Source organism: Acinetobacter sp. GW821-FHT01C12 (assembly GCF_059422625.1).
The window spans coordinates 144,694-171,220 of the sequence record NZ_JBWKXD010000006.1 but is presented as its reverse complement, the minus strand read 5'-3'; the positions used below and the strand labels follow the sequence as shown (position 1 = coordinate 171,220).

Here is a 26,527-nt window from a genome sequence, read left to right as displayed (position 1 = left end):
GCGTTTAGGATGAAAAAGATGAGTGCTAAATATATAGCGCATCAACAAGTACAGCATCCAAAATTATGCGTACTTCAAAAACATATAAATCATTGCAATATCGACATTTTTAATTTGAGCCAATCAAGTTGGGGGGGAATGTCATGTTAGAGTTTATCTTAGTCTTGGTGATTGTGGTGCTTTTGGCTTTTCCTTTAGGGAAGTATCTTGCCTGTATTATGCAAAACCGAGAAATGAAAATTGATCCAATTTTTAACTGGATTGAAAAACCGATTTATCGTGTTTTGGGTACACATCCTGATCAAGGGATGAATGCAAAAACCTATTCACTCAGCTTTGTCGCGAGTTGTATCGTCATTGGATTGGTCACTTGGCTGTTGTTTATGTGCCAAGCAAGTTTGCCACTCAATCCAAATAATGCACCGAATATGTCATGGGATTTAGCCCTGCATACTATGATTTCATTTCTGACCAATACCAACCAACAGCACTATTCAGGTCAAGCGCAACTGTCATATTTATCACAGATGGTTGGTATTGTTGGATTGCAAATCATTACGCCAATGATGGGATTGGCAATGGTGGTCGCAACCGTACGTGCATTGTTTTATCCGCAATCGAATGCTTTGTCAGAAGCAGACCAAAACCTAAGCTTTCAAAATAAAGTTGAAAAAATCAATGTAGGCAACTATTGGGCCGATGTGATTCGTCCAACCTTTCGGTTTTTAATTCCGTTATGCATGATTTGGTCATTATTACTCAATAGCCAAGGTGTGCCATCAACCTTTCAAGGTGGCCCCGAAGTTCAGGTCGTTGACCAAACTGCTGAATTAAAAACTCAAAAAATTCCACTCGGTCCTGTTGCACCCATGGTTGCGATTAAGCAATTGGGTAGTAATGGTGGGGGGTGGTATGGACCTAACAGTAGTGTGCCATTGGAAAATCCAACCCCATTTTCAAATTTCTTAGAAATGATCGCGATTCTACTTATCCCTGTCGCAGTGATTTTTATGTTGGGTTTTTTAACTAAACGCGCAAAATTTGCTGGTTTTGTTTTTGGCTCAATGTTGCTGATGTCAATTGTTTCAGCTACGGCAGCAATTTGGTCTGAAAGTCTGTCATCTACAGCGATGCAAATTTATGCCATGGAAGGAAAGGAAGTGCGTTTTGGTGAGGCATCTTCTGCACTTTGGGCCGCCATAACCACACAGGTCAACAATGGTTCCGTCAATATGATGCATGATTCCGCATCGCCATTAACCGGCTTGGTGGCGCTGGCGAATATGCTGATTAACGCGATTTGGGGCGGGATTGGCTGTGGCTTACAACAATTTATGATCTATTTGTTTTTGGCTGTATTTATTGCTGGTCTGATGACAGGGCGTACACCTGAATTATTTGGCCGCAAAATCGAAGCAGGGGAAATCAAATTACTTGCTGTGGTGATTTTGATTCAGCCGATTACGATTCTCGGTTTAAGCTCAATTGCTTTATTTTTCCCAGAACTTACAGGCAATAGCAATCCGCAATACCATGCTATTTCGCAAGTGTTGTATGAGTATGTTTCGGCCTTTGCCAATAATGGTTCTGGTTTTGAAGGTTTAGCAGACAATACCGTGTGGTGGAACGTGAGCTGTGTCATCGCTTTACTGCTTGGGCGTTTTCCAACATTGATCATTCCTTTAATGATTGCTGCGCGTTTAGCTGCAAAGCGTCAAGCTCCTGAAAGCAGTGGTAGTTTAAAAGTGGAAACACCAACCTTTGCTTTCACCTTGATTGCTATTGTGGTGATGTTGACCTTATTACAATTTATGCCAGTCCTTGTTTTAGGACCGATCGCTGATCAGCTGTTATTGGTACAAGGCTAGGGTGAATAACATGAATCATTCAAAACAATCTACTCAAAATAAATCATCAACTTTATTCCAAGGTGAAGCTTGGAAAAATGCCTTGATTAAGTTGTTACCGCAACATGCGATTAAAAATCCAGTGATGGCGATCGTATGGCTGGGTACCAATATCACATTGGTCAGTACTTTAACGGGCCAAGCCGATACTGTATTTGGTTTAGCGGTGACCTTGATTTTATTCATCACCGTATTATTTGCCAATTATGCTGAAGCCATTGCCGAAGCTAAAGGTCGAGGTCAAGCCTCCTCCTTAAGACAAGCACGTCAAAACTTAATCGCACGTCGACTCAGTTCTAAGGATGATCTAGAGGGTGTGCAAGTCGCTGCAACTTTATTAAAAATGAATGATCTGATTGAAGTCCGTGCAGGGGAACTTGTTCCTGCGGATGGTGAGATTATTTATGGTTTTGCGACCATTAATGAAGCTGCGGTAACAGGTGAGTCAGCGCCAGTTTTACGTGAAGCAGGTACCGATAAGTCTGGTGTGATTGGGGGAACGAAGGTTTTAACGGATCGTATCGTGGTACAGGTGACTGCTGAAGCGGGGAACAGCTTTCTTGACCGAATGATTGCTTTGGTTGAGGGCTCCAACCGTCAAAAAACACCAAACGAAATTGCACTGGGGATTTTACTGACTGTGATGACCGTGACTTTTATCGCGGTAGTGGTGAGTTTACCTTTTATTGGGCATTTCTTAAAAATTGAAATTAACCCGATTTTATTGGTGGCTTTGTTGGTGTGTTTGATTCCAACCACCATTGGTGGCTTGTTGCCTGCAATCGGTATCGCGGGGATGAATCGGGCATTAAAAGCCAATGTGATTGCCAAATCAGGTAAAGCCGTCGAAGTGGCGGGTGATGTAGATGTATTGTTACTCGATAAAACAGGAACCATCACCTATGGTGATCGTCAGGCAACAGCATTTTTCCCACTGACGGGTGTGACTGAGTCGGAACTGCGTCAAGCTGCGATTTTGACTTCACTTGCTGACCCAACGCCAGAAGGTAAATCCATTGTGGTTTTGGCAAAAGAGCAGGGTGAACATATTGTTGAACCTGAACAGGCCGAGTTTATAGCCTTTAATGCCGCAACTCGGATCTCTGGTATAAATTTATCAAATGGACAGCAAATTCGTAAAGGGGCGCTGGATGCGATTGTTAAATTCGCTTCACAGAATATTGAACATCATAGTGAGCTTAAAACGCGGGTAGAACAAGTTGCTTCAAAAGGTGCAACACCGTTAGTGGTGGCAAAAGATCAAAATATTCTGGGGGTGATTGAACTTTCAGATGTGATCAAACAAGGCATCAAGGAAAAATTTGCCCGTTTACGTGAAATGGGCATTAAAACAGTCATGGTCACAGGGGATAACCCACTGACTGCTGCTGCCATAGCTGCTGAAGCAGGTGTTGATGACTACATCGCTGAAGCGAAACCTGAAGATAAGTTAAATTGTATTCGTCTAGAACAGAATAAAGGTCATTTGGTTGCCATGGTTGGCGATGGAACCAATGATGCACCTGCTTTGGCACAAGCAGATATTGGTTTGGCAATGAACTCAGGGACACAGGCTGCAAAAGAAGCGGGCAATATGGTGGACTTGGATTCAGATCCAACCAAATTATTGTCTGTCGTTGAGATTGGTAAACAACAGTTAATTACCCGTGGTGCATTGACCACCTTTTCATTGGCCAATGACGTTTCCAAATACTTTGCAATTTTACCTGCTTTATTTGTCGCAGCCATTCCTCAAATGCAAGCTTTAAATGTGATGCGCTTGGGAAGTTCAGAAAGTGCAATTCTCTCAGCATTGATTTTCAATGCCATCATTATTCCATTATTGATTCCAATTGCTTTACGTGGGGTGAAGTTTAAGCCTTCAACATCAACGCAATTGTTACGTCGAAATATGCTGATTTACGGTGTAGGTGGTGTGTTGTTGCCATTTATTGCGATCAAGCTGATTGATCTGATGATCAGCCCTTTATTGGCGCTTTAGAAATTTTGAGGATGATTAAAATGAATACTGAAAATAATCGATTGGTTGAGTCATCATTCGTTGGACTAACACGAGCATCGCTTGGATTAACCATTGTCGCATTGGGTCTCTGTGGCTTTGTCTACAGTGCTGCGGCAACAGGGCTGGGACAAGTTTTTTTTGATCAACAAGCTAATGGCAGTTTGATCGTAGAAAATGACCGAGTTGTCGGTTCTAAACTGGTTGCACAGCCTTTTGTACAAGCGCAATATTTCCATCCACGACCTTCTGCTGCCAATTATGATCCAATGGCCATGGCGGGAAGTAATATGGCACGAACCAATCCTGATTTACATAAAGCAGTAGAGGAGCGTTTAAACAAAATTGCGATACAGGATCACATTGAAAAAAGCGCGATTCCTGCGGATTTGGTCACAGCTTCAGGCAGCGGAATTGATCCTGAAATCAGTGTGCAATCTGCAATGATTCAAGTAAAACGCATTGCCAAAGCAAGACATTTGCCAGAACAGGATGTGCTAAGGTTGCTGCAAGAAAATAGTATACAACCGACATTTGGAATTTTAGGGCAAGCCAGAGTCAATGTACTTGAATTAAATTTGGCTTTGGATCAAATTGGAACTCAATAAGTTGATGTAATTGATTCTCTCTGATTGTTGAAAAGCGGGCATTATTGGGATTTTATTTTGGTATAAATTTACAATATTCCCTCTTTTCGATTGTAGATGATTCAAGCTGAATCAAACGACGGGTTTTTCTGTGTTTCTTTGTTGGCCTGTGTTTTTTGCTGTATTGAATGGTCGCAAAGAAACACCACAGTGATGTAATTTTTAAACAAGCAGACGGCGATGAGCGATTATAGAAATAATAAAGCAGATGTTTTACTGCAACACACTCAGCGTTATCAATCTGGGCGCCTCACTATATTTTTAGGTGCTGCACCTGGTGTGGGGAAGACTTTTGCAATGTTAGTGCGTGCGCATGAACTGGCCTTGCAAGGGATCAATATTGTGATTGGCTATGTTGAAACCCATGGCCGCATTGAAACTGAAAACCTCATCTCAGGTTTGGTGATTATTCCAAGAAAGACGATTGAGTATCAAGGGCATTCGCTTGAAGAAATGGATCTTGATGCTGTGCTGGCAAGCAAACCCAGTATTGTTTTAGTGGATGAATTTGCGCATAGCAATATGCCAAATAGTCGTCATGAAAAACGCTGGCAAGATATTAATGAATTGTTGGATGCGGGTATTGATGTATTTACCACGATGAATATTCAGCATCTCGAAAGTTTAAATGATGTGGTCTATCAAATTACGGGTATTCGGGTGACTGAAACTGTACCTGATCGGGTCTTTGAGCGGATCCGTGATATTCGATTAATTGATTTACCAGTCAATGAATTACTTGAACGTTTAAATCAGGGCAAAGTCTATGTACCTGAGCAAGCTGAACAGGCATTACAACGATTCTTTAATAGTTCAAATCTGACCGCATTACGTGAATTGGCAATGCAAACGGTTGCCAGTCATGTCGATACCGATGTTCGAGAAAATTTTGCTATACAAGGACTTGCCCCCATTCCTTTAAAAAATCATATTTTAATTATGATTGAGGGCAATGGGCAGGCAGAGGCTTTGGTCCGCGCAGGTTGTCGTATTGCCGAAAATCGGCAGGCAAATTGGACGGTGGTGGTCTTTTCTAAAGATTCAAAAATAACCGAAAAACAAGACAATTTATCCAGTCGAGAAATTGAAAGCGCTTTAAACCTCACCCGTCAATTGGGCGGAATGACGGAAATCCTTTATGGTCAACAACATGCAAAAACGTTGTTTGATTATGTGATGGATCGAGGGATTTCAACCTTGGTGTTGACACAATCGCATCGTAAAGCCTTGGTATGGGGGGAAAATTTTGCCGATCAATTACTTAAGTACCAGCCAAGTTTTGAATTGAGTATCGTCCCGATTCTTGCAGAACATCGTCAGCAATCTTTTTTTCAGGATACGCATTCATTTCTAAATCTTAGAGAAATATTATTCGTTATATCGACCACGGTGGTCAGTATTGTGATTGCCAGCTTAGGTGAAAAGTATTTAGGAATCGAAGAGCTTTCGGTAATTTTTATCACCGCTGTGGTTTTTGTGGCATCTAAGACACGGATGCTGGCTGCGGTATTTTCGGCACTGTTGTTCTTTTTGGCTTATAACTTTTTCTTTATTTCACCCAAATTCACTTTGCAAATTTCTGCACATCAAGGCGTGATAACCGTGGTTGCCTTTTTAGGCGCAGCGTTGATTTCAAGCCGTTTGGCATCAAGACTGAGAGAACAAGTAACAGCTTTAAAGGCTGCCAATAGCTATAACAGTATTATGCAGGATTTAGGTCAAAAGCTGTCTATCGCAATTGATTTAAAGCAAGTGCAGGAGATTGCAGAAAACAGTTTAAGTAAAAACTTAAATGCCGAAATCTGGTTTTATTTCCCAGAATCGTCAACGTCATCACTTGAGGTGATTAACAGTAAAGAAAAAATTTCAGCAGATTGGACATTTAAGAACCATCAACCATCGGGACGGTTTACTCAAACCTTGACTGAAAATGATTGGTGGTTTTTACCATTATTGGCGTCTAAACAGTGTTTTGGGGTGGTCGGGGTTAAGTTTATTAAAAGCGTATCAGTTTTAAACACAGAACAGAAACAACTGACTGAAACCATGGTCGAATATATTGCTCAAGCGATTTCTCGAACCCAACTTACTAAAGCACTGGAAATCGCCAATGTCAGTTCAGAAACCGAGAGATTACGTTCGGCCTTGTTATCCTCCGTTTCTCATGATTTACGTTCACCTTTAGCTTCTATGATTGGAGCAGCTGATACTTTGAGCAATTATCGGCATTCTATGGATGAACAAGATCAAGACAGTTTGTTGGAGGCGATTCATTTAGAAGGCGAACGACTGGATCGCTATATTCAGAATTTATTGGATATGACGCGTTTAGGCCATGAAGGTTTAAGTCTTAAACGAGATTGGATTGGTGTCGATGAGTTGATTGGTTCAGCGGTACGCCGTTTAAAACGTTATATGCCGCAAAGTCTTGTTGAGGTTGATTTACCTGAGCAAACTTTGAGCCTATTTGTGCATGCAGCTTTGATCGAACAAGCGATTTTTAATGTATTGGAAAATGCAGCCAAGTTTTCTCCAGAAAATAAAGCGGTAACGATTAAAGTTTTACAACTCAATGAAAATGAACTTGAAATCTCAATTAGCGATCAAGGTTTAGGCATTCCAGAAGATGAGCGAGAGCGAATTTTTGATATGTTCTATACTATGGAACGTGGTGATCGCGGGCAGTATGGTACGGGATTGGGCTTAACCATTGTTAAAGCCATTATTGGTGCACATATGGGTAAAATTTCGGCATCATCAGCCAAGAATAATCAAGGCACCTGCATCCGTATGCAATTGCCGATTCAGCAGATTGGATAAGCGCACATATTGATTTTAGGAAATAGCATGCCAGAACATAATGTATCGACAAGTTCCATGACCAATGTATTGATTATTGATGACGAAACTCAAATTCGTAAGTTTCTTGATATTGCGCTTAGAGCACAAGGGTATAAAACCCTACTGGCTGAAAATGGTCAAAAGGGCTTAGAGCTTTTGGCTTTGCAAGGTGCTGATTTAATTATTTTAGATTTAGGGCTACCTGATTTAGATGGTTTAGAAGTTTTGTCTGAATTGCGAGCGTGGTCACATGTCCCTGTAATTGTTTTGTCGGTTCGTTCTAATGAGGAGGAAAAAGTTAAATTACTGGATGCTGGCGCCAATGATTATGTGACGAAACCTTTTAGTGTTCAGGAGCTTATGGCACGGATCCGTGTATTGCTCAGACAATTTCAAAATATCGCTGTAGAGTCCGCTTTTTTTGATGATGGATTTTTAAAAATTGATTTTGCCCAAAGACAGGTATTTCTTAACCAACAACTGATTTCATTGACACGTAAGGAATATCAATTGCTGACTTTATTGGCGCAACATAAAGGGCAGTTGATTACTCAACCACAAATTCTCAGTGATTTATGGGGGCCTACTCATCAGGAAGATACCCACTATTTAAGAATTTTAGTGGCCAAATTGCGTGGAAAACTGAATGATAATGCGGTACAACCCAAATATATTGTGACTGAACCGGGTGTGGGCTTACGCTTTGTAGGCTAAGCATCTAAATCTTTTTTGAGATCATTGGTCTCTTACCGTATTTACAGTAGATGGTTAAAATTAAACTAAACGATTCTTTGTAAAGTGCAGAGTAAGGGGCTTTTTATAGTCAACCTGTCAAAAAACTCAGACACAATAATATAATTATCATTAATCAATATTTTTAATTAAATCAATAGTATGTAAAAGTTATTTGATTAAAAAGTTAGCAATGCCACACTTTACATTTAAAGTTTAAATACCTTTGCGTAGGCGATACCTTACTTTTGAAAGATCAAAAGTAACAAAAATCTTTCGTTTAACAGGGCTCTTGCGCTGCAAACAAAGCAGTGCTTTATTTTTGCTCATATACCCCCCGCCCAACGGCGACATCCATGTCGCCCCACGGTAGGATACCCATCTATGATTCAAAAGCACAAAAAACGAAATACTGACAATAAATATAGTTTATTTATTAAATCAAACAATTAAGTGGTTTATTCAGACTTGAACGAGTACCTGTATTTTAAATTTCACTAAGAATTTTGGCCTTATATGGATAAGACTTTATGATTTGAATTTAGAATTATGAGGATTGAATAAATAAAGCGTAATCAAATATATTTTATCCGCTTTCATCTGTTGATCTGTGTTAACTTAGCTTTGATCGAATCCGTAAGCGAAACGGAAGTGTTTAGGTTGTTACAGGAATTGCGTATTCCCTCTAAATAGATTTAAAACCTAAGCAGTTAACGCTGAGCATGAGATCGCAGCATGCCGATCTAAAAAGCCCGCACTATTGTGGGCTTTTTTACATCATTAAAAACTGAGTATTTTAGTAGATAACATCTAAATTTATATGACACACAATAAAAAACTTACCAAGTAGCGGTAAGTTTTTTTAGATAAAGCTGTATAAATCAAACTTTAATATTATTTAGCTTTATTTTCTTCAGCTGGTTTAACTTCATTATTGTCCTGATTTGGATTCGGCGGTGTCGCACCAGGAGTTGCTTGTGGCGCATCTTTAGCAGGAGTTTGCTCAGCATTTTTAGTATCAGAATTTGCTTGAGTTGAATTTTGCGAAAAACTTTTAAATGACATTATAATCTTCTTAACTGTGAAGTGAGTCTGGATAATAGCCTTTTAATCCACTTACACTAAGGTAGTTGTGAGAGCCATATGTGGAGATATGTTGGCTAAACTGAGTTTATATCGACAAAATATATTTATAAAAATATCAAATATTTGTATGGTATTGTTTTAAATGGTGATATAGGAAATCTTTAAATCTAGGCCTGTACATAAACATCACAAAGCCATTATATAAAGAAGAACTTTTAATTTAAAATAATCAAATGTTATTTAAGTTGCATAATCTGCTGAATGAGCGTATTATGAAAAATACTAAAGCAGATGTGCTTAATATATAAGCAAGACTTGAAGGTTGGCTTCAACTCTGACTTCTGCAATATCAAGCTGATGTAAATATCAAAAGTTTAAATTAAGGTTAGATGCCTTCTTATCGTTAGTTCCAAAAATATATCTGTTGGTCTTAATAGTTAAATACTTCTCTGTTTGCAAAAGCTCAAAACAATTGAGTGAAAAAATGAATATTTTAAATGGCTGGACAATAGCCTCTGCAGTAAATGGCGATGAAATTCGCGTAAAGATCGTTCCTTTAAAAAGACAACAAAGCAACCGTACTGGTATGAGTTGGGTCGAAGTAGGGAAAAAGATTGAATTAGAATCTGGTGACGATCGTCAATTTAATATTGATGGTTCATCTTTCTATCTTAATCAAAATCAACTTTATCGTATTGCGATATAAATCGTAATCAATGTTTTAGAAAAGCTCATCGTAAGATGGGCTTTTTATATGGGTGAACGAATATAAAAGGTATCGAAAGTTAAAGAATGATTTCTGATCTGTGTTGATTGATCAATACTCGATAATTTAAAATGATTAAATGGAATTAAAATCTCATAATAAAAACTTACCATGTGACTGTTTGGTTAAATAGCGAAATAGATTAAATCAGCCATAAGACTGAAATTTCGATGATTTATCTGAATCTTTGAAATCAAATGTAATAAAGTTTCACATAAACTTGCATAACTCACATATCGAAATACTTTATTAGAAATTTGATGTTATTCCTAATAGACGTTATTCAATTCAGTATGAGGTATATCATGTTAAAGACCGTAGCATTATTAGGGACTGGGATCGCAATTGCTTGCTACTATCAGTCACATAAAAATAATCCTCAGAAAACCAAGGGTAAAAATTTAGCCAAAACCAAAGATGATGATCATAAAGAGTCCTCAGCAGAAGCAGTACATTAAATTTTAATGAAAAACCACCGATTCGGTGGTTTTTTAATATGAATAGAACAATAAAAAAATTATTTAAAACTTTGAGGTGAATGCCCTAAGTGCCGTTTAAACATCGCACTAAATGCACTCTGGCTGGTATAACCTAATGAAGCAGATATATGAGATATACTTTTGCCTTGAGCCAGTTGGCTTAAGGCCAAGACAATGTGCATTTGTTGAATCCACCCACGATAGGACAAACCTGTTTCTTTTTTAAATAATCGAATTAAGGTTCTTGGGCTTGTACCAATTTCATCAGCCCAGATATTTAATTCCTTAGCGTTGTTCGGATTATTAATTAAATAGTCACAAATTAAGATAAGACGTTTATCTTTAGGTTTGGGAATTTCTATTGGACATGTAGGTGCCTTTTTTATTTCATCAAAAATTAGCAGTTGTAAGGATCTCTCTAAATCTTCGCTGTATGGCGTTTCGTGATCTTTCATTGTATCTAGTTGATTAAGCCTAAGAACTAATTCACGTAAAAGGCTGCTCATTCTCACTAAAAAACATTTTTCTCCTAAAATATCTGCAGCATTTTTTTCAACTAAAGCCGTACTTAATCTGACCTCGCTTAATGAAATCACACTGTGTTCAACAAATGCAGGGATCCACAGCGCACATTGCGGAGGGATAAGCCAGATATGATCAGCCGTTTGAACACGTATTGCACCTTGAGACGCATAGAGCAACTGCGCACGGCTATGCATATGTGGTGCGATAACACTTCCATATTTATGCTTGGAGCCTTTAGAAATAACCAATGTGGTTACCGAGTCTGAGTTTACTGGCATCGATATACACTCTTAAAACTTGTCACTTAGGCGATAATTTTTGGAATATACAAGTCAATATGACAATTTATACTAAACTATAAAGTTTCATGTAATAAAGGTTTGTTTATGCAATCTACTTCACCAACACATCTAGATCATCGGATGGATGCTCCAAACGTTCCTAAGATGGTACATCACATTATTTTCGCAGTTGCTTTCGCTCACTTATTAAATGATTTAATTCAAGCGTCACTTCCCGCAATTTACCCATTACTTAAAGATAGTTTTTCATTAAATTTCACTCAAATCGGAATAATTTCACTTGTTTATCAAGTTACCGCTTCATTATTACAACCATGGATTGGATTGCATACCGATAAATATCCTAAACCTTATCTTTTGCCATTGGGGATGGTAATTACACTGATTGGCATATTCATGCTGGCTTTTTCTAATAGTTTCTATATGTTGCTGTTATCAGCATCTTTAATTGGAGTTGGATCTTCAACATTTCATCCTGAAGCCTCACGTGTTGCGAGAATGGCCTCTGGAGGAAAGTTTGGTACAGCTCAGTCAACTTTTCAAGTGGGTGGAAATACAGGATCAGCGATAGGTCCTTTACTTGCTGCAATCATTATTGTTCCAAATGGTCAGGCTTCAACAGCATGGCTGATGTTATTTGCCTTAATCGCAATTTGGATTTTATTTAAAGTAAGTAAATGGACAATAAATAATGCACAAAAACAACTCAGCAAAAGTATAGCTTTACCAAGTTTTAAATTACATGGGCGTACTTTATTTCGCGCACTTAGTATTATTGCTATATTGATGTTTGCTAAGTTTACTTATATTGCAAGCATAAGTAATTATTATACTTTTTACTTAATTGAAAAGTTCCATCTTTCCATTCAAAGTGCTCAGTTATATCTCTTTGCTTTTTTAGCTACTGTTGCAATAGGAACTTATTTTGGTGGGCCTATTGGCGATCGAATTGGGCGTAGAGCAGTGATTTGGATATCTTTCTTGGGAATGATACCGTTTGCACTGGCTTTACCTTATGTAAATTTATTCTGGACTTGTACTTTCGCAATGATAGCTGGATTAATTATGTCGTCAGCATTTTCTGCGATGGTTGTTTATGCACAAGAAGCTGTGCCTGGTCGTGTAGGAATGATTGCGGGACTGATGTTTGGTCTCATGTTTGGAGTAAGTGGTATAGCAGCAGCGGGGTTAGGCTATCTCGCAGATAAAAATAGCATAGATTGGGTATTTCAATTATGTTCATTTTTACCACTTTTAGGTTTTGTGACCTTGTTCCTACCAAATACTCAAGTTAAACATCAATCAAGCTAAAAAGTAATTATGTTTTTTAAGAATATCAAATGTTTAAAGCATACGTTCGATATTAAATTTCATGCTCACAACTGATTTTAGTGAACTGAGTGTGTTGTCTAAATTTTTAAACCAAAGTGACGGTGGATGAAGTTGGTGAATCTGTGGATTGCGTAAATCTCACCGACTTTGGTTTTAAATGATGGATAAAGCGCGGAGATGAGCAAATGTGAAATATGTTTGATCTGTCTCACATTTTAGATATGGCTTTATTGGGTTTTAGGCATAAGAATAAAGTTAAAAAATTAAATAAAAATGTCAGCTTTTATAGAAATCCATATATTTTTTAAGGTTTTTGTAAATATACCTCAAAATAGAGGCTGTTTTACCTCAAAGTGCTTTGCTTAATTTCTAAAAATAGGACATAACTATGAGAGTAAATACAGTAAAAATTTTTAATTACAAGGGGAATAAAAAATGCTTTTAAAATTTGCCACTCGATTCGCAAGTATTTTGTTTGGAATATTGGCTTTAATCGCGATCGTGATTCATTTTGTTTTTTCCAATAAGCTATCCATTGATCTATGGATTGTGTTTTTCCCAGTGATTTTAGCGGTTCCAATTTTAACAGCAGTTTTGATCACTGGTGATGATGAGTTAGGTGTTCAATCTGGTGAGTGGAACAACTCATAACTTTAAATCTAAGCTCATCGAAAGATGGGCTTTTTAGTATATGAAAGAATTAATTTTGAACCTATGTCATTATCTCACTTTTTCTTTTAATGGATAAAGGAGAGATATAGGCAGTAAGTACCGACAAATTTGTGGTTATATAGCGAGTCTAGTTATCGTTATGCCTCGCTTAAACTTGTATTTGCAGTGTTTTGTTTCAACAGCTGGATCGTTGATGAGGAGAACCAAGTTGCGATATTTATTTTTTATACTCAGTTTTTTACTATGTGCTGAATTGAAAGCGCAAAGCCCATTAGACGAACCTTTTTTGCAAGTTGGTGCGGTTGATGATCAATTCAATATCATTAATCTCGAATTGTACAATGGCTTAGTTAAAGTGATTAATCACAACTTTTCGAACATTAAGCCGAATCAATCAGATGACTTAACAAACATTTCTAGAATTAGATTGACCAGCAATGGATTGTTGCTTGTATCTGATTTAAAGGGGATTGAGTCTGCAGAAGATCTAAGAGAAAGATTTGATGAAAACAAATATAAAAATCTGACCAAAAACAACATCTGTAGTAAAAGTGATTTGTTTGAGTCTGAAGTATTTAAAAAAACAACACGAGGCAATATTGTTTATCAATTAAATAACGCTAAAGGTGAGTTTTTGAAAAGCTTTACAATGAACTATAAAGAATGTCTATAGATATTAGGTGTTTAAATGAATATCTTGGGATAATTACTATATATTTAAATACTTGTTGTACAGTCAAATTTTTTGTAGCTCAGACTAATTTATAATTTTTAAATTAAACTCAAAAAAGTAGAATTCCTTAGCCATTTCTAAGGGATAGCAAAATGTGGAATTTCATCAAAAGCTTTAATTGTATAAATGTATGGCTAATCATATCTTTGATTACGCTTGGATTGGTATTGTTTCTATATTTTTCTTAGGCTTAGATGATTTATAGCAATTCAGAGGTAGTAACATAAGTTTGAAGTATCGAGCTTGTATAGGGCATAGCGATATTTTAGCTCTAGTGGACGGGAAATTGGATGATGCAGATTTATGGGGTTTAATAGAATAATGAAAAGAAATTATGCTCTTCAATAAAAATAAATATCTAATTCATATCGTGCATAAACGATGATGTTTGTGATTTTAGTAGATCGTTTGGAAGCATGGCACTAGATGATCTCTATGCATATAATCAATGTAATTAGAAAAATTCTAAGGACTATAAAAATGAAATTGAGAATTTTATTGCTTTTATCATTTAGCCCGAAAATTTATGCAAATCAAATAGATCACTGCAAAATTATTGCAGAAAATGCTGGAATGATCATGCAGTTAAGACAGTTTGGTGTTGATTTAAATACAGCATTTAATTTAAAAGGCGAACTAAGTAATAATGCAAAAAATTTAGAAGTCATCATTGCTGATGCAGAATCAAAACCCGTGTACGACACAAATTTAGGTAAACAAAAAGCGGAACAAGAATTTGCAGCTGAATGGAAAAAATTGTGTTTGGAATCAGTTCAGTTTTTGAATGATGGTGCAGGTCCGACTTAATCAGTTTATCGCGTGGATCAAAGAGAATAATATTGTTGTTTCGCTATAACCTATAGGGCTATATTTTTGAAAATGGAATTAAAGGTATATTCAACATATATTTATAATTTTATAAGAATTTGAAAATAAAACACTCCAGAGATGCCGCTGCATGGTCGTTACCCTGAACCCGATGAGTTCAAGGTGGACGCGACGTACACTTAATGGGTTTCCCACTCAAGGTGGGCATACACTCAAAATATACAGAACACATCCATAAGTTTAAGTATCGGCAGGGGAATAGACGTACTGGCGAACACCCTAGAGTTGTATTAAGTATACATAATTTGGAGATTGTGGCAAATCACCAACGCTCATAATTTATAAATACAGCATAAAAAAACCAATCAATTGCACGAAAAAAAAGCGGTTTATCCCGCTTTTTCAACATCTTCTAACATGGTCGCTAATAAACGTTCGCATTGTGCATATTCTTGTAACGATTTATTCATGCCTAAAACTTCTTGCATCAGTTCTAAAGCCACCATGATCACCAATTTATTGTGTTCAACATTGGGGGCTTTACGGCGGAATTCTTGAAACTTTTCATTTAAGAGTCGACCAGCACGTTCGAGTTCTGGTTGCTTATCTGTTGTGGTGCCTAAACGAAAACTTTGCTCGATTAAGCGTAATTCTACAGTCACATGTTCAGTCATACTCATACTTCCTCATTCGACTCTGATGGATGAGCAAGCTGTTGGATTTCTTGCGCATGATGATCTTGTTCAGTCCCTAAAATCGAAAGGCGTTGAATAATGGCTTCCACTTTTGTTTTGGCATGTTCATTTTTTTGAATTAAACGTTCACGCTCATCTTGAAGACCTTTGATGTCTTGTAAGTGATGGCGCTGTTCATTTGCCATTTTTTCTTTAACCACACGCAATTCATTACGTTCAGCCAAAATTTCCTGAAAACGATTTTTTAAATCGGTACAGCTTTTTTCCAAACGCCCATAACGCTCTGCTAAAGATGTGGCATCTGTATTGAGCTGTTGAAACTGATTTTGTAACTGAGAGAGTTGCTCAGTGAGCGTATCAATTTCATCTTGTTTTTGGGTGATAATGCTATTTTTATGGCTAATTTGAGCATGAGATTGCTCTTCGCTGTTATCCTTTTCTTTTAACAGCGATGCATTTTCTTTCTCAACAGTTTCAATTCGTGTTTTTAAAACACCAATATGCGTCTGTAGACGCTGTAATTGTTCTAACATAACGGGTCGCACAGATTTGCAATCAAAGGTAATATATACAGAAGTATAGAGATTGGATAAACGAATGCAAGACGATATTTCAGGTTGGTCAGATTGGAATCAAAATTTTGAGGGGATTGAGGAAATTTCAAGCCCGAGTGAGTTACATGGCTTACTGACAGGTATAGTTTGTGTTACTGAAGTTCCAACTCGAGACGAATGGTTACAAATTTTATCTACACTTGATGTGCCAAAATTAGACGATGAAGCGCTTGCACTATTGTCTGATGAAGCCGAGGACGTATCACATGCACTTTCAGACGATGATTTAGACTATCTTCCAATGCTTCCAGATGATGAGCATACATTGGCTGAGCGTGTGCAATCACTGGCAGATTGGTGTGCAGGGGTTGTGCTTGGCTTTGGTTTGGCTTCTGGGCATATTCGCGCAGATGAGCAAGAACTCATTGAAAGTTTACAAGATGTCGCGTCTGTTGAGTTTGATGAATCAGATGACGATGATGAGGGTGAAGCAAGCTATCTTGAGTTGTATGAATTTGTACGCTTGATCCCTGTGTCATTATCAATGGGACGGAAAAAAGTTCCAGTATCTGAAAGCCCTTTATTGCAAAATTTTCATAGCAAAATGAAACAAGCAATTGATGCTTCTGAAAGTAACAATGTTGTAGAGATGTTTACTCCACATCGCCCAAGCTAAAACTAAGAAAAAAAGCTAAGAAACTTAAACTTTAAGAACATCTATGTTTGATGAGCAGCCAGTTTTACAGCGCCCTTTACCGTGCTTTTTATTCACTTTAAAAACATCGAAGTTGAATAAAGTCGTGATGTAAAGGGTTAAATTTTTTTAATTTGGAGTAATTTGCTTGTTCTGTTGTCGCAACTGAGCGCAGAACGAGAGAAATAATAAAATTATTTTAAAATATGCAAATATTGAGTCATCAGTATTTGCATTCATCTAAGCGTAATTGTAAGTTAAAGCTTCTTCCAAATTAATCATCTGAAATACAAGCTGAATAGAGAATGAAATTAACTCAAGCAGATTTTCAGGAACGTCGTGACCGCCTCGCTGAACAAATGGGTCCCAATAGCATTGCAATTATCTCAACCAGTCCAGAAGTCATGCGTAACCGAGATGCTGATTATAAGTTTCGTGCAGATAGTAGCTTTTTCTATTTAACCGGTTTCGCAGAGCCACAAGCAATTGCAGTCATAGAGACAGATGAAACTGGTGAGGAATATATCTATAGCTTGTTCTGTCGTGAACGTAATCGTGAAATGGAAATCTGGAATGGTTACCGCGCTGGAATTGATGGTGCGGTTGATGATTATGAAGCAGATGAAGCTTATGCGATTGATCTGCTTGACGAAGAAATTATTGCTAAAATTTTAAATAAAGAAAAATTATTCTATCGTATTGGTCAACGTGCAGATTTTGATGCCAAGGTCAGTACTTGGATCACCAAAGCCAATGAATCTGGACGTGGTTTTGGCGTTCCAGCGCAGTTGATTCAACTTGATCAAATTTTAGATGAAATGCGTTTGCATAAGTCCGATCAAGAAATTGAATTGATGCAAATCGCCTCAAATATCAGTGCAGATGCGCATACGCGTGCCATGCAAAAAGTTCATCCTGACATGATGGAGTATGCTTTAGAAGCTGAGTTGAATTATATCTTTGGTCAGAGTGGTTGTGTTCCTGCCTATAACAGCATTGTGGGTGGTGGGAAAAATGGCTGTATTTTACATTATGTTGAGAACAACCAACCGTTAAAAGATGGTGATTTGGTGTTGATTGATGCGGCTGCTGAGTATGAATGCTATGCCTCAGACATCACCCGTACTTTTCCTGTAAATGGTAAGTTTAGCCCTGAACAAAAAGCGCTATATCAAATTATTTTAGATGCACAAATTGCTGCGATAGATGCAATTCAAATCGGTCATTCTTATAAAGAACCGCATAATGTTGCAGTACGGATCATGGTGGAAGGTTTGGTCAATCTTGGTATTATGCAAGGTGATGTTGATCAAATTATTGAATCTGAACGCTATCGTCAGTTTTATATGCATGGTACAGGGCATTGGCTTGGTATGGATGTGCATGATGTTGGCGCATATAAAGATGAAAATGGTCAATGGCGTAGCTATGAGCAGGGTATGGTTGTTACTGTAGAACCAGGTTTATATATCGCACCTGATGATGAAACAGTGGATGCAAAATGGCGTGGTATTGGTATCCGGATTGAAGATGATGTGGTTGCAACTGAACAGGGGCCATTGGTCTTGACCAAAAATGTGGTGAAGTCGATTGAAGATATTGAAGCATTGATGGCAAAGTCAGTATAAGTTTTTAATTTGAAAAGGTGAGTATGTATGGATACTTACACCGTTTTAGCTAAGCCAGTAGAAACAAGTCGTTTGATTCTACGCAAGTTTGTTGAAGGTGATGAAATTCCACTTTTTCATGAGTATTGCGGAGACAGGGAGTCTTCGAAATACTTACAAAGGCGACCACATGTCAATATTGAGCAAACCAAGTGTATGTTTGAAAATTGGAGTGGTACAAAATGGGAAAATAATGATAAAGATTTTGCTTGGATTATTGGTGAGCGCAAAACCAATTTAGCCATGGGGCTTGTGATGTTTATTCATAAAGGAGATCATGGCGAAATTCATTTTGGGCTTGGAGGTAAATTTCAAGGGCAGGGCTTTATGAGAGAGGCAATCACTGCTGTCATTGCTTATTTAAAAAATAACAGTAGGCTTAAACGAATTGAGACTTTTTGTGATGCAGAAAATGTGAAATCACGAAACGTTCTGATTGAAACAGGATTTACTGAAACAACCTTATTAAAGCATTGGGCTATATTTCCAGCTTTGGGAGATAATAAGAGAGATTGTGTGGGTTTTATGATTGAAATAAATTAAAAAAATAGATGTTAGTCAAGTAAGTTCACAAATAACAATACTCTAGTAATGAGTCAGTACTTTTATTGATGCTGCATATTTAAACAATACCTTTAAGGTGCCATATCGGTCGAGCTAAATAACATGCTTAATTCTTGGCTAGAATTTTTAATTTTCATACTTATGTTAAAAATAGCGTATTGATTCAGTACAAATACAGCCAACAATTTCCTATTTCAATATAAAAATAACTTTGCTTGATGTAATATGAAATCAATCAAGATTATAAGTATTCAGTACGCTGAATCACATATAGAAAGGATAAAAGCATGCAACAAGAAGTCATCATCGTCGGCGGTGGAATGGTTGGGTTGAGCTTGGCTCTGATGTTGGCAAAAGCCAATATTGCGGTAAAGCTTTTAGAGGCTGTGAAATATCCAAATTATGATGATGCCAATCTTGCACCCTATCATTCCAGTTTTGATGCACGAAATACCGCGCTATCACGTCGTACCGTGCAAATTTATCAAAAACTCGGTCTTTGGGATGCTTTGCAAGAACATGCGACTCCTATTTTAGAAGTACATATCACTGAACAAGGCAGTTTTGGTAAAGCACGTTTAGTTGCAGATCAAGAAAAAGTCGAAAGTTTTGGGCAAGTGATTGAAAATGCATGGCTAGGCCGTGTACTACTGACTCAAGTTCGCCAGCAAGCTTTAATTGAATTGATTGACGGTGTACAAGTCACCTCACTAAAACAAGAGGGTGACTATGTATATGTTGAAGCCAATCGTGGTGAAGAATATACCCATTCACTTAAAGCCAAACTGTTGATTGCTGCAGACGGTCGTGATTCTTTCTGCCGCCAAGCTTTAGGTGTTGGTGTGGATGTACATGATTATGATCAGGTGGCAATTGTCACAACAGTACAAACCTCTAAACCACATCATCAAGTGGGCTTTGAACGTTTTAGCCATTTAGGTCCATTGGCATTGCTTCCATTGCCGGGGGAATGTCGCCGTTCAGTGGTTTGGCCAGTGAAAAAAGGCACAGAAGATGAATGGTTAGGTGATGAAAATGACCAACATTTCCTCGATGCTTTACAGCAAACTTATGGTGATCGTGCAGGTAAATTCCAAAAAACAGGTAAACGTTTTAGCTTCCCATTGGCACAAGTGCTTGCTGAAAAACAAGCGGTGGGTCGGGTAATTTTGATGGGTAATGCTGCACATACGATTCATCCTGTCGCTGGACAAGGTTTTAACTTGTGTATGCGTGATGCAGATGTGCTGATGCGTTATATCACAACCCAAATTGCGCAATCTGATGATATTGGACAACCTGAGATGTTAAAGGCCTATGAACAATCTCGCTTAACTGATCAGCAACGTGTGATTAAATTCTGTGATTCTGTAGTACGTGGATTTAGTAATCAAAATCCAGTTTTAAAATTATTGCGTAATACTGGCTTGGTGGCTTTTGATGTGATTCCGGGGATTAAGCCTTTGGTTGCCAATTATGCGATGGGATTAAAAGCATGACACAGCAAGATATGTTAGATGTGGTGATTGTGGGTGGTGGTTTGGTGGGTGGCTTAACCGCATTACTTTTAGCAAAAGGTGGTGTACAAGCCACTGTTTTAGATGCAGCCCCTATTTTAGATGCAGAAAAGACTTTAGCTGTTGCTAATCCGCGGGTTTTAGCGCTGAGCCAAGCCACGATTCACTTGTTAAAAACGGTGAATGTGTGGGAAAAAATCGCTCGCCAAATGCCTTATACAGGCATGCAAGTCTGGAATAAAAATGGCTATGGTGAAATTAACTTTGGGCAAGCCTCAGAAAACTTTCCCACAGCTGAGCAAAGCTTAGGTTCAATGGTTGAACCAAGTTTATTAAACCTTGCCATCCAACAGGAAATGTTGGAGCAACTGCAAGATTATCGTACTCAAGTTAAAGTTGTGCGAGTAGAACATGGTGTAGGTTGTTGGATCATTAAACTTGCAGATGGGGCTGAGCTAAAGACCAAGTTAGTGATTGGTGCAGATGGTGCAAACTCATTTGTTCGTGATCAAGCATTTATCGATCTTGATGTTTTAGACTATCAACAGGCAGGTTTGACCTGTGCGATTCGTACCACACAACCGCACCAATATGTGGCTCGTCAGATTTTTCATCCGACTGGTCCATTGGCTTTTTTACCGATGGCGAGTTTAAAGCCTGAGCAAGCTGAACACTGGATTTCAATCGTTTGGACCTTACCTGATGATTATGCAGAAGAATATGCGCGCTTAGATGATGCTGATTTTTGTGAATTACTGACACGTGAAAGTCATCATATGTTGGGCAAGATCATTGAAGCGACACCGCGGGCTCAATTTCCACTTAAGGCACGTGCAGCACAACGTTATGTAAAAGATGGGCTAGCCTTGATTGGCGATGCAGCGCATGTAATTCATCCTTTAGCTGGGCAAGGCGTAAATATCGGGTGTTTAGATGCTGCTATTCTGTGTGATGTCTTACTTAAAGATAAACAGCGTGGTGTATGGGCACATGAACAAACCTTAAAGCGTTACGAACACCAACGCAAAGGGCAAAATGATGCCATGATGCATAGTATGTCGATGATTGGTTTTTTAGAAACTGCGGAAATATTTCCATTGGTTTGGGCGCGTAACTTTGGCTTAAAACAAGTTGAAAATATGCCATTTTTAAAAGATCAATTTATGGCACAAGCCAATGGTTTGGCAACTTTAAAAAGCACGCAATATGCCATTTAATTGGATTTCTGATATTTTTTAACCAATCATTTAAACAACATTACGAATTTGATGAAAAAAAACACGATTTTGTGTATCTAGAGACTAGTCGAATGGCGAAGAGCTTGATACATTTCTCTGTAAAACATCACCATTTTTCGGATGGTACATTGACGTCATTGATGGGGAGTTAAAGATGACAGATACAAATGATTATGATGATAATTCAGAAGATCATGCAGTAGACGATGATGAAGCTAAAGCGGCTGAAAAAGGTGCTGCGGCAAGTGATTCGACAGTTTCAGATACAGATTTAGCTGAAGCTGAAACACTCACTGTGACAGCGAAAAAAAGACAGCGTGAAGCGTTGGAAGATGAAGTCGCTGCATTTTTAGCGCGTGGTGGGAGAATTACCGAAGTTCCTCCAGATGAATCTGCTAAAGATTGATTTTAAAAGCACCGAAAGGTGCTTTTTTAAATTTGGTTGGAATGCTGTCTATTTTTAGATGTTTAAATCTCAATCTTAAAAAGTTTTAGTGTTTATGACTTTTTACTTGAACTTTTAATGAACTATTTTATTTTTATGGATCCTTGCTGATTGCTTTAAGTGTATGACTGATTAAATTATTAGGAATGTTGTACTTTTGATTATTTGTTTTTCTATGTCAGCTTTTATACGTGTCAGATTGATCAGTGTATGGTTAAAATTTAATGTGTTTTAAAAGATTAAGGTAGTTAAAAAGCGACCAGAACAATCAGTCACTTGTAGAAAAGCAGATTGAGAAATGCGTTTATAAGCATTTCTCAACTCAAGAAATAAAATTATTGTTGATTAGTCAGTTCTAAAGCACGTTGATAGGCGATTTTCTTTTTGATGCCAGTTAGATCCGCAGCAAGTTGTGATGCCGCTTTGACCGATAAATCTTGTAATAAGCGATTTAAAAGTTGATCTAATTTCTCTTGTTCAACATCTTGATCTTTGGCATCTGGTGCACCACCAATAACTAAAACAATTTCACCTTTTTGCTGATTGCGATCATTTTCAATAAATGTCACCAACTCGCTCAAAGTCATTTTTTTAATCGTTTCAAATGTTTTGGTAATTTCACGTGCAAAACCAACAGGGCGATCTGCGCCAAAAACATCAGCCATATCTTTGACACTATCTAAAATACGATGAGGCGCTTCATAGATAATCATGGTTTGTGATTCATGTTTTAATTTTTCTAATTGAATCAATCGTTGCGATTGTTTTGACGATAAAAAGCCTTCAAAGCTAAAACGATCACTGGGTAGACCCACCGCACTTAGCGCAGCAATAGCAGCACATGCACCTGGCACTGGAATGACGCGAATACCATTCTCCTGAGCAGCACGGACCAATTTAAAACCCGGGTCACTAATCAATGGTGTACCAGCATCACTGACCAGTGCAATATTCTGACCAGTTTTTAATTTTTCAATAAGTATATCAATTTTGTTACTTTCATTGTGATCATGACACGCTGTGAGCGGAGTTGAGATATTATAGTGCTTTAATAATTGAGCAGATTGACGTGTATCTTCTGCCGCAATAACAGAAACAGACTTTAAAACTTCAATAGAACGAAAAGTCATATCATCTAAGTGCCCAATTGGGGTCGCTACGACGAATAATTGAGCACTCATAAAGGTCTCCATGAAGAATAAGTTAGTGTTGAACAGTATTAAAAGAGTGGTTGTGTTGGGAATGGTTGGATTTACAATCCAAGTTCACGCAGAAATTCTGGTTATATTACCTGAAACAGGCCCTATGTCGCGAGCGGGTTTGAGTATTAAACAAGGAATATTAAGTGCCGCGCAGGCCTCAAAGAATGAAATACCCTTAAAATTTGTCGATTCAGATCAAAAGACCATCAAAGCGCTGTTAAAACAGCACGTCAATAAAAAGACTAAAATGATTATTGGGCCTTTGGCTCGGCCTGATGTTGAGGCTTTAATTAATTTAAAGCCTAAAGTACCTGTATTGGCACTTAATGAAGTTTATCCAAGCTATAAAAGTGTTTGGCAATATAGTCTTTCTAAAAATGACGATGCTTTGGCACTGCTTGATTATATCCAGCATGATAAAGTCAGCAAACTCTATGTGGTGCGTGAAAAAGGCACAGAAGCAGAATCTATTAACTTTTTAAATGCATTATTTGCCAATTATATGGGTGAAGTTGATCCTGTAGAGCATATGCCAAAGTCGATTTCGGATCGAGAGGGTATTTTACTGTTAGGTTCAAACCAATGGTTGACCAGTTTTCCCAAATTACAGAAGAAAAAAATTTATACCCAAGCCATTGCTGTTGATGAAAAAAAGGCCTTGCCTAAAGGGATGAAATTCTGTGATGTTCCAGCCTTATACATCGCCGAATGGGATGATGTGGTCAAAGCTTATAAAGATAAACCGACCTCGTTACCGTATCAGCGTTTGTATGCCTTTGGTGGAGATGCTTGGCATATTGCTGAACAATTTGTTTTGGATCCGAATGTAAAAAGCTTAACCTTTAATGGGCGCACTGGAAAAATTAAAATTGATGGCAATCGTGTTGAACGTATTCCGCAATGTTTTGAACGCTCAAAAAATAATTTAGTGCCTTTGTGATGACAGGTTTCTCATGGCAAAAAATAATTTAGGACAATGGGCGGAGCAAGAAGCAGTGAAATTACTGCTTCAACATGGCTACGAGATCGTAAAATTGAATTATTTCTCGCGCTTTGGTGAAATAGATATTATTGCGCAGTCTAAACAAGAGTTAATTTTTGTTGAAGTGAAAGCAAGAACCCCGACACAGATGGGGCATGCTTTTGAAACGGTAAATCAATCAAAACAACAAAAAATGATTAAAACGACGTTTAAGTTTTTACAAGAACATCCACAATATGAACAATATTATTGCCGTTTCGATGTGATTGGTTTTGATTTACATCATAAAATTGCAAAAAACGTACAGCAAGACCTCAGTAAAATCTCTTATGATCAATCTTGGATTGAAAATGCATTTACTTTAGATGCAGACTTGATTAATCTGTGACTGAAATTTATGTACGGTTATTTCAAAAATAAATATATTTTCCAGCATGTTAACGACGTTTAAATGGGTTGTTTAGCAGGCTGAAATTAATAGGAGTCTTGCTGAGTGTTAAAACGTATTGTCATCACCATGATGTGTGTAGCAAGTTTGTCTGGTTGCGCGAGTTTTATCTCAGGTGGTACTGGTTCTTCACCAGTGGGAACAGATAGTGGTGTTCGATCTTTAGGACAAGTGTTTATTGATTCTTCTATTGAGCGAACTGCGAAAATCAACTTGTATAAGTTGGATGCTCGATTTAAGCAATCTCGTGTCAATATTAATAGTTTTCATAGCAATGTGTTACTGACAGGGCAAGTGCCAGATGCACATTTAAAACAGTTGGCAGAAGATAATCTACGAGCAATGAGCGATGTAAAAGCAGTCCATAATTACCTGACTGTAGGCAATCAAATCGGTTATAGCACCATCATGCAAGATGCATCAGTCACTGTGAATACTCGTGGTTTAGTGATGAAAGCGCCTGTGGTTTCAGACAATAAAGTCTTGATTCATACAGAAGACGGCGTGTTGTATGTTTTAGGTCGTTTAAACAATGCTGAAATTGCAGATTTAAATGATGTTTTACAAAAAGTTGGAAATGTGACTAAAATTGTGACCTTGATTGATAACATCGAACAAGCGAATAATTCAGTCCAAACTTCATCTTTCACAGCACCTGTGGTAAATAATGTACAGCAACAACCTGATGTACAGACACCTGTTGCGATTGATCCTAATGCTACAGAGCCAAACAATAATGTTATTCAACAATAGGTTAAAAGTTTTAAAAGTTAGATTTGGAAAGCAGTTTGAACACCTAAAATCTCAATTTAAATCGCACTATCAAGATTTTCGTTTATACGATTTAGGCAGTATTACCATTAATGGCTTGACCCCTAAAAAGGGCTATTCCATTCAGCATAATATTGCCTATGGCTTAAAGGCGAGACAACGTTTAGATCTATATATTTCTAATAAAAAGCAACAAAATGCGCTGATTCTTTTTGTTCATGGTGGGGCATGGAGTCATGGGGATAAAAGTGCTTATAAATTTGTAGGTGAGGCGTTTAGCCGTTTTGGCTATAACGTGGCAGTGCTGAACTATCATTTGGCACCTGAACATAAATTTCCAAGCTATATTGATGATCTTGCTGTTGCATTGAATTATTTGGAGCAACAACAAGCACGTTTTGGTATTTCAATGGATAAAATTGCCTTGATGGGGCATTCAGCAGGCGCATTTAATATTGCGTCTTTGCTTTATCATCCTAAGCACTACCAACTGGCCATCAAACAAAATATTAAAGCTTTGATTGGAATCGCTGGACCTTATCATTTCGATTATAAAGGCGATGCTTTAGCCGAGAATGCGTTTGATCAAAGTATCCCTTATCAACAAGTAATGCCTTATTATTTTGTTGAAAAAAATGAGGTAAAGCATTATTTGTTCTTGGCTGAAAATGATCAAATCGTTAAAGCTAAAAATTCTTTAGATTTTAAACAGCAATTACTTGAACAAGGCAATCATTGTGAAATTTACACGATTCCTAAAACTGGTCATATTTCAATTATGGGCAGTGTTTCAAGTTTATTTAGTCGATTCTATAAAACCCGACCTGAAATTATTAAGGTTTTAAATGAAGCAATGAAAAATGCCTAGCAATCGCTAGGC

At 37.7% G+C, this 26,527-nt stretch carries 26 protein-coding genes and 1 other RNA gene; 21 read left to right on the top strand and 6 right to left on the bottom strand.

The features are described 5' to 3' along the window. The first annotated feature begins 143 nt into the window (after positions 1-143). From kdpA to AC07WY_RS15020, 5 genes are all read left to right on the top strand, one after another. Positions 144-1,868 (top strand): potassium-transporting ATPase subunit KdpA, encoded by a 1,725-nt coding sequence (gene kdpA / locus AC07WY_RS15040; protein ID WP_419334562.1) that lies wholly within the window; start codon positions 144-146, stop codon positions 1,866-1,868. Between the two features lie 10 nt (positions 1,869-1,878). Further along, positions 1,879-3,909 (top strand): potassium-transporting ATPase subunit KdpB, encoded by a 2,031-nt coding sequence (gene kdpB / locus AC07WY_RS15035; RefSeq protein WP_494736625.1) that lies wholly within the window; start codon positions 1,879-1,881, stop codon positions 3,907-3,909. Between the two features lie 20 nt (positions 3,910-3,929). Further along, positions 3,930-4,535: a potassium-transporting ATPase subunit KdpC gene (gene kdpC, locus AC07WY_RS15030; protein WP_419334558.1), complete on the top strand. Its 606-nt coding sequence runs from the start codon at positions 3,930-3,932 to the stop codon at positions 4,533-4,535. Positions 4,536-4,754: 219 nt separating this feature from the next. Then, a complete protein-coding gene (locus tag AC07WY_RS15025; RefSeq protein WP_494736624.1) occupies positions 4,755-7,394 on the top strand; it encodes an ATP-binding protein in 2,640 nt (879 codons plus the stop codon). A gap of 27 nt (positions 7,395-7,421) precedes the next feature. Continuing rightward, entirely contained in the window at positions 7,422-8,129 is a 708-nt protein-coding gene (locus tag AC07WY_RS15020; protein WP_034618127.1) for a response regulator, read from the top strand. Positions 8,130-9,041: 912 nt separating this feature from the next. Here the strand turns inward: AC07WY_RS15020 and AC07WY_RS15015 are convergent. Next, positions 9,042-9,212, bottom strand: coding sequence for a hypothetical protein (locus AC07WY_RS15015; protein ID WP_494736623.1), 171 nt, complete (start codon positions 9,210-9,212; stop codon positions 9,042-9,044). Between the two features lie 505 nt (positions 9,213-9,717). Here AC07WY_RS15015 and AC07WY_RS15010 point away from each other — a divergent pair. Continuing rightward, complete coding sequence (locus AC07WY_RS15010; RefSeq protein ID WP_004722098.1) at positions 9,718-9,939, top strand: hypothetical protein; 222 nt, start codon at positions 9,718-9,720, stop codon at positions 9,937-9,939. 365 nt (positions 9,940-10,304) lie between these two features. Beyond that, on the top strand, positions 10,305-10,457 hold the full coding sequence (locus AC07WY_RS15005) for a hypothetical protein (protein WP_004819938.1): 153 nt from the start codon (positions 10,305-10,307) through the stop codon (positions 10,455-10,457). A gap of 59 nt (positions 10,458-10,516) precedes the next feature. On the opposite strand, the gene AC07WY_RS15000 is transcribed toward AC07WY_RS15005, so the two are convergent. Next, positions 10,517-11,287, bottom strand: coding sequence for an AraC family transcriptional regulator (locus tag AC07WY_RS15000; protein WP_494736631.1), 771 nt, complete (start codon positions 11,285-11,287; stop codon positions 10,517-10,519). A 138-nt stretch (positions 11,288-11,425) separates the two neighbouring features. On the opposite strand from AC07WY_RS15000, the gene AC07WY_RS14995 reads away from it, so the two are divergent. From AC07WY_RS14995 to AC07WY_RS14980, 4 genes are all read left to right on the top strand, one after another. Continuing rightward, positions 11,426-12,616, top strand: a complete 1,191-nt coding sequence (locus tag AC07WY_RS14995) for an MFS transporter (RefSeq protein ID WP_494736622.1) — start codon at positions 11,426-11,428, stop codon at positions 12,614-12,616. A gap of 456 nt (positions 12,617-13,072) precedes the next feature. Further along, positions 13,073-13,288, top strand: a complete 216-nt coding sequence (locus AC07WY_RS14990; protein ID WP_419308907.1) for a hypothetical protein — start codon at positions 13,073-13,075, stop codon at positions 13,286-13,288. A 229-nt stretch (positions 13,289-13,517) separates the two neighbouring features. After that, complete coding sequence (locus AC07WY_RS14985; RefSeq protein WP_494736621.1) at positions 13,518-13,982, top strand: hypothetical protein; 465 nt, start codon at positions 13,518-13,520, stop codon at positions 13,980-13,982. Between the two features lie 540 nt (positions 13,983-14,522). Beyond that, positions 14,523-14,849 carry a hypothetical protein gene (locus AC07WY_RS14980; protein ID WP_494736620.1) on the top strand — a complete coding sequence of 109 codons (327 nt, stop codon included), beginning with the start codon at positions 14,523-14,525 and terminating at the stop codon, positions 14,847-14,849. Positions 14,850-14,977: 128 nt separating this feature from the next. On the opposite strand, the gene ssrS is transcribed toward AC07WY_RS14980, so the two are convergent. The 3 genes from ssrS to AC07WY_RS14965 all read right to left on the bottom strand — a co-directional run bounded on the left by ssrS (position 14,978) and on the right by AC07WY_RS14965 (position 16,098). Then, positions 14,978-15,159: non-coding RNA, 6S RNA (gene ssrS, locus AC07WY_RS14975), on the bottom strand. Between the two features lie 100 nt (positions 15,160-15,259). Further along, entirely contained in the window at positions 15,260-15,544 is a 285-nt protein-coding gene (locus tag AC07WY_RS14970; protein WP_004819948.1) for a cell division protein ZapA, read from the bottom strand. A gap of 2 nt (positions 15,545-15,546) precedes the next feature. Continuing rightward, complete coding sequence (locus AC07WY_RS14965) at positions 15,547-16,098, bottom strand: hypothetical protein (protein ID WP_004722081.1); 552 nt, start codon at positions 16,096-16,098, stop codon at positions 15,547-15,549. A 64-nt stretch (positions 16,099-16,162) separates the two neighbouring features. Here AC07WY_RS14965 and AC07WY_RS14960 point away from each other — a divergent pair, with 64 nt between their 5' ends. The 6 genes from AC07WY_RS14960 to AC07WY_RS14935 all read left to right on the top strand — a co-directional run bounded on the left by AC07WY_RS14960 (position 16,163) and on the right by AC07WY_RS14935 (position 22,205). Beyond that, on the top strand, positions 16,163-16,795 hold the full coding sequence (locus tag AC07WY_RS14960) for a UPF0149 family protein (protein WP_004819950.1): 633 nt from the start codon (positions 16,163-16,165) through the stop codon (positions 16,793-16,795). A 323-nt stretch (positions 16,796-17,118) separates the two neighbouring features. Continuing rightward, positions 17,119-18,441 carry a Xaa-Pro aminopeptidase gene (pepP, locus tag AC07WY_RS14955; protein WP_262085447.1) on the top strand — a complete coding sequence of 441 codons (1,323 nt, stop codon included), beginning with the start codon at positions 17,119-17,121 and terminating at the stop codon, positions 18,439-18,441. Positions 18,442-18,468: 27 nt separating this feature from the next. Further along, positions 18,469-19,023, top strand: a complete 555-nt coding sequence (locus AC07WY_RS14950; protein WP_419334550.1) for a GNAT family N-acetyltransferase — start codon at positions 18,469-18,471, stop codon at positions 19,021-19,023. Positions 19,024-19,331: 308 nt separating this feature from the next. Next, positions 19,332-20,543, top strand: coding sequence for a 2-octaprenyl-6-methoxyphenyl hydroxylase (ubiH, locus tag AC07WY_RS14945; protein ID WP_034614245.1), 1,212 nt, complete (start codon positions 19,332-19,334; stop codon positions 20,541-20,543). Continuing rightward, on the top strand, positions 20,540-21,778 hold the full coding sequence (locus AC07WY_RS14940; protein WP_494736619.1) for an FAD-dependent monooxygenase: 1,239 nt from the start codon (positions 20,540-20,542) through the stop codon (positions 21,776-21,778). The genes ubiH and AC07WY_RS14940 overlap by 4 nt, the downstream gene beginning before the upstream one ends. A 175-nt stretch (positions 21,779-21,953) precedes the next feature. Then, a complete protein-coding gene (locus tag AC07WY_RS14935) occupies positions 21,954-22,205 on the top strand; it encodes a hypothetical protein (RefSeq protein WP_004722066.1) in 252 nt (83 codons plus the stop codon). 374 nt (positions 22,206-22,579) lie between these two features. Here AC07WY_RS14935 and rsmI read toward each other — a convergent pair whose 3' ends face one another. Next, on the bottom strand, positions 22,580-23,425 hold the full coding sequence (rsmI, locus tag AC07WY_RS14930; RefSeq protein ID WP_494736618.1) for a 16S rRNA (cytidine(1402)-2'-O)-methyltransferase: 846 nt from the start codon (positions 23,423-23,425) through the stop codon (positions 22,580-22,582). Positions 23,426-23,435: 10 nt separating this feature from the next. On the opposite strand from rsmI, the gene AC07WY_RS14925 reads away from it, so the two are divergent. The 4 genes from AC07WY_RS14925 (at position 23,436) to AC07WY_RS14910 (ending at position 26,515) form a co-directional block, all read left to right on the top strand. Beyond that, the gene (locus AC07WY_RS14925) at positions 23,436-24,386 is read left to right on the top strand and encodes a penicillin-binding protein activator (RefSeq protein WP_096733564.1); all 951 of its coding nucleotides are present in this window, start codon (positions 23,436-23,438) and stop codon (positions 24,384-24,386) included. A 13-nt stretch (positions 24,387-24,399) separates the two neighbouring features. Continuing rightward, complete coding sequence (locus AC07WY_RS14920; protein ID WP_494736617.1) at positions 24,400-24,816, top strand: YraN family protein; 417 nt, start codon at positions 24,400-24,402, stop codon at positions 24,814-24,816. Between the two features lie 105 nt (positions 24,817-24,921). Further along, entirely contained in the window at positions 24,922-25,629 is a 708-nt protein-coding gene (locus AC07WY_RS14915) for a BON domain-containing protein (protein ID WP_004819975.1), read from the top strand. Further along, positions 25,613-26,515, top strand: a complete 903-nt coding sequence (locus AC07WY_RS14910) for an alpha/beta hydrolase (RefSeq protein WP_034614258.1) — start codon at positions 25,613-25,615, stop codon at positions 26,513-26,515. Before AC07WY_RS14915 ends, AC07WY_RS14910 begins: the two co-directional genes overlap by 17 nt. Positions 26,516-26,527 lie beyond the last annotated feature (12 nt).

Excerpts from the sequence above, each read along its gene's own strand:
- kdpB (WP_494736625.1), top strand. The coding sequence starts at position 1,879 with ATGAATCATTCAAAACAATCTACTCAAAATAAATCATCAACTTTATTC.
- AC07WY_RS15020 (WP_034618127.1), top strand. The coding sequence starts at position 7,422 with ATGCCAGAACATAATGTATCGACAAGTTCCATGACCAATGTATTGATT.
- AC07WY_RS14995 (WP_494736622.1), top strand. The coding sequence starts at position 11,426 with ATGGATGCTCCAAACGTTCCTAAGATGGTACATCACATTATTTTCGCA.
- AC07WY_RS15015 (WP_494736623.1), bottom strand. The coding sequence starts at position 9,212 with ATGTCATTTAAAAGTTTTTCGCAAAATTCAACTCAAGCAAATTCTGAT.
- AC07WY_RS14910 (WP_034614258.1), top strand. The coding sequence starts at position 25,613 with ATGTTATTCAACAATAGGTTAAAAGTTTTAAAAGTTAGATTTGGAAAG.
- AC07WY_RS14935 (WP_004722066.1), top strand. The coding sequence starts at position 21,954 with ATGACAGATACAAATGATTATGATGATAATTCAGAAGATCATGCAGTA.
- AC07WY_RS14965 (WP_004722081.1), bottom strand. The coding sequence starts at position 16,098 with ATGTTAGAACAATTACAGCGTCTACAGACGCATATTGGTGTTTTAAAA.
- AC07WY_RS15025 (WP_494736624.1), top strand. The coding sequence starts at position 4,755 with ATGAGCGATTATAGAAATAATAAAGCAGATGTTTTACTGCAACACACT.
- AC07WY_RS15010 (WP_004722098.1), top strand. The coding sequence starts at position 9,718 with ATGAATATTTTAAATGGCTGGACAATAGCCTCTGCAGTAAATGGCGAT.
- ubiH (WP_034614245.1), top strand. The coding sequence starts at position 19,332 with ATGCAACAAGAAGTCATCATCGTCGGCGGTGGAATGGTTGGGTTGAGC.
- AC07WY_RS15005 (WP_004819938.1), top strand. The coding sequence starts at position 10,305 with ATGTTAAAGACCGTAGCATTATTAGGGACTGGGATCGCAATTGCTTGC.
- AC07WY_RS14925 (WP_096733564.1), top strand. The coding sequence starts at position 23,436 with ATGAAGAATAAGTTAGTGTTGAACAGTATTAAAAGAGTGGTTGTGTTG.
- AC07WY_RS14980 (WP_494736620.1), top strand. The coding sequence starts at position 14,523 with ATGAAATTGAGAATTTTATTGCTTTTATCATTTAGCCCGAAAATTTAT.
- pepP (WP_262085447.1), top strand. The coding sequence starts at position 17,119 with ATGAAATTAACTCAAGCAGATTTTCAGGAACGTCGTGACCGCCTCGCT.
- AC07WY_RS14990 (WP_419308907.1), top strand. The coding sequence starts at position 13,073 with ATGCTTTTAAAATTTGCCACTCGATTCGCAAGTATTTTGTTTGGAATA.
- AC07WY_RS14920 (WP_494736617.1), top strand. The coding sequence starts at position 24,400 with ATGGCAAAAAATAATTTAGGACAATGGGCGGAGCAAGAAGCAGTGAAA.
- kdpC (WP_419334558.1), top strand. The coding sequence starts at position 3,930 with ATGAATACTGAAAATAATCGATTGGTTGAGTCATCATTCGTTGGACTA.
- kdpA (WP_419334562.1), top strand. The coding sequence starts at position 144 with ATGTTAGAGTTTATCTTAGTCTTGGTGATTGTGGTGCTTTTGGCTTTT.
- AC07WY_RS14960 (WP_004819950.1), top strand. The coding sequence starts at position 16,163 with ATGCAAGACGATATTTCAGGTTGGTCAGATTGGAATCAAAATTTTGAG.
- rsmI (WP_494736618.1), bottom strand. The coding sequence starts at position 23,425 with ATGAGTGCTCAATTATTCGTCGTAGCGACCCCAATTGGGCACTTAGAT.
- AC07WY_RS14940 (WP_494736619.1), top strand. The coding sequence starts at position 20,540 with ATGACACAGCAAGATATGTTAGATGTGGTGATTGTGGGTGGTGGTTTG.
- AC07WY_RS14970 (WP_004819948.1), bottom strand. The coding sequence starts at position 15,544 with ATGACTGAACATGTGACTGTAGAATTACGCTTAATCGAGCAAAGTTTT.
- AC07WY_RS14950 (WP_419334550.1), top strand. The coding sequence starts at position 18,469 with ATGGATACTTACACCGTTTTAGCTAAGCCAGTAGAAACAAGTCGTTTG.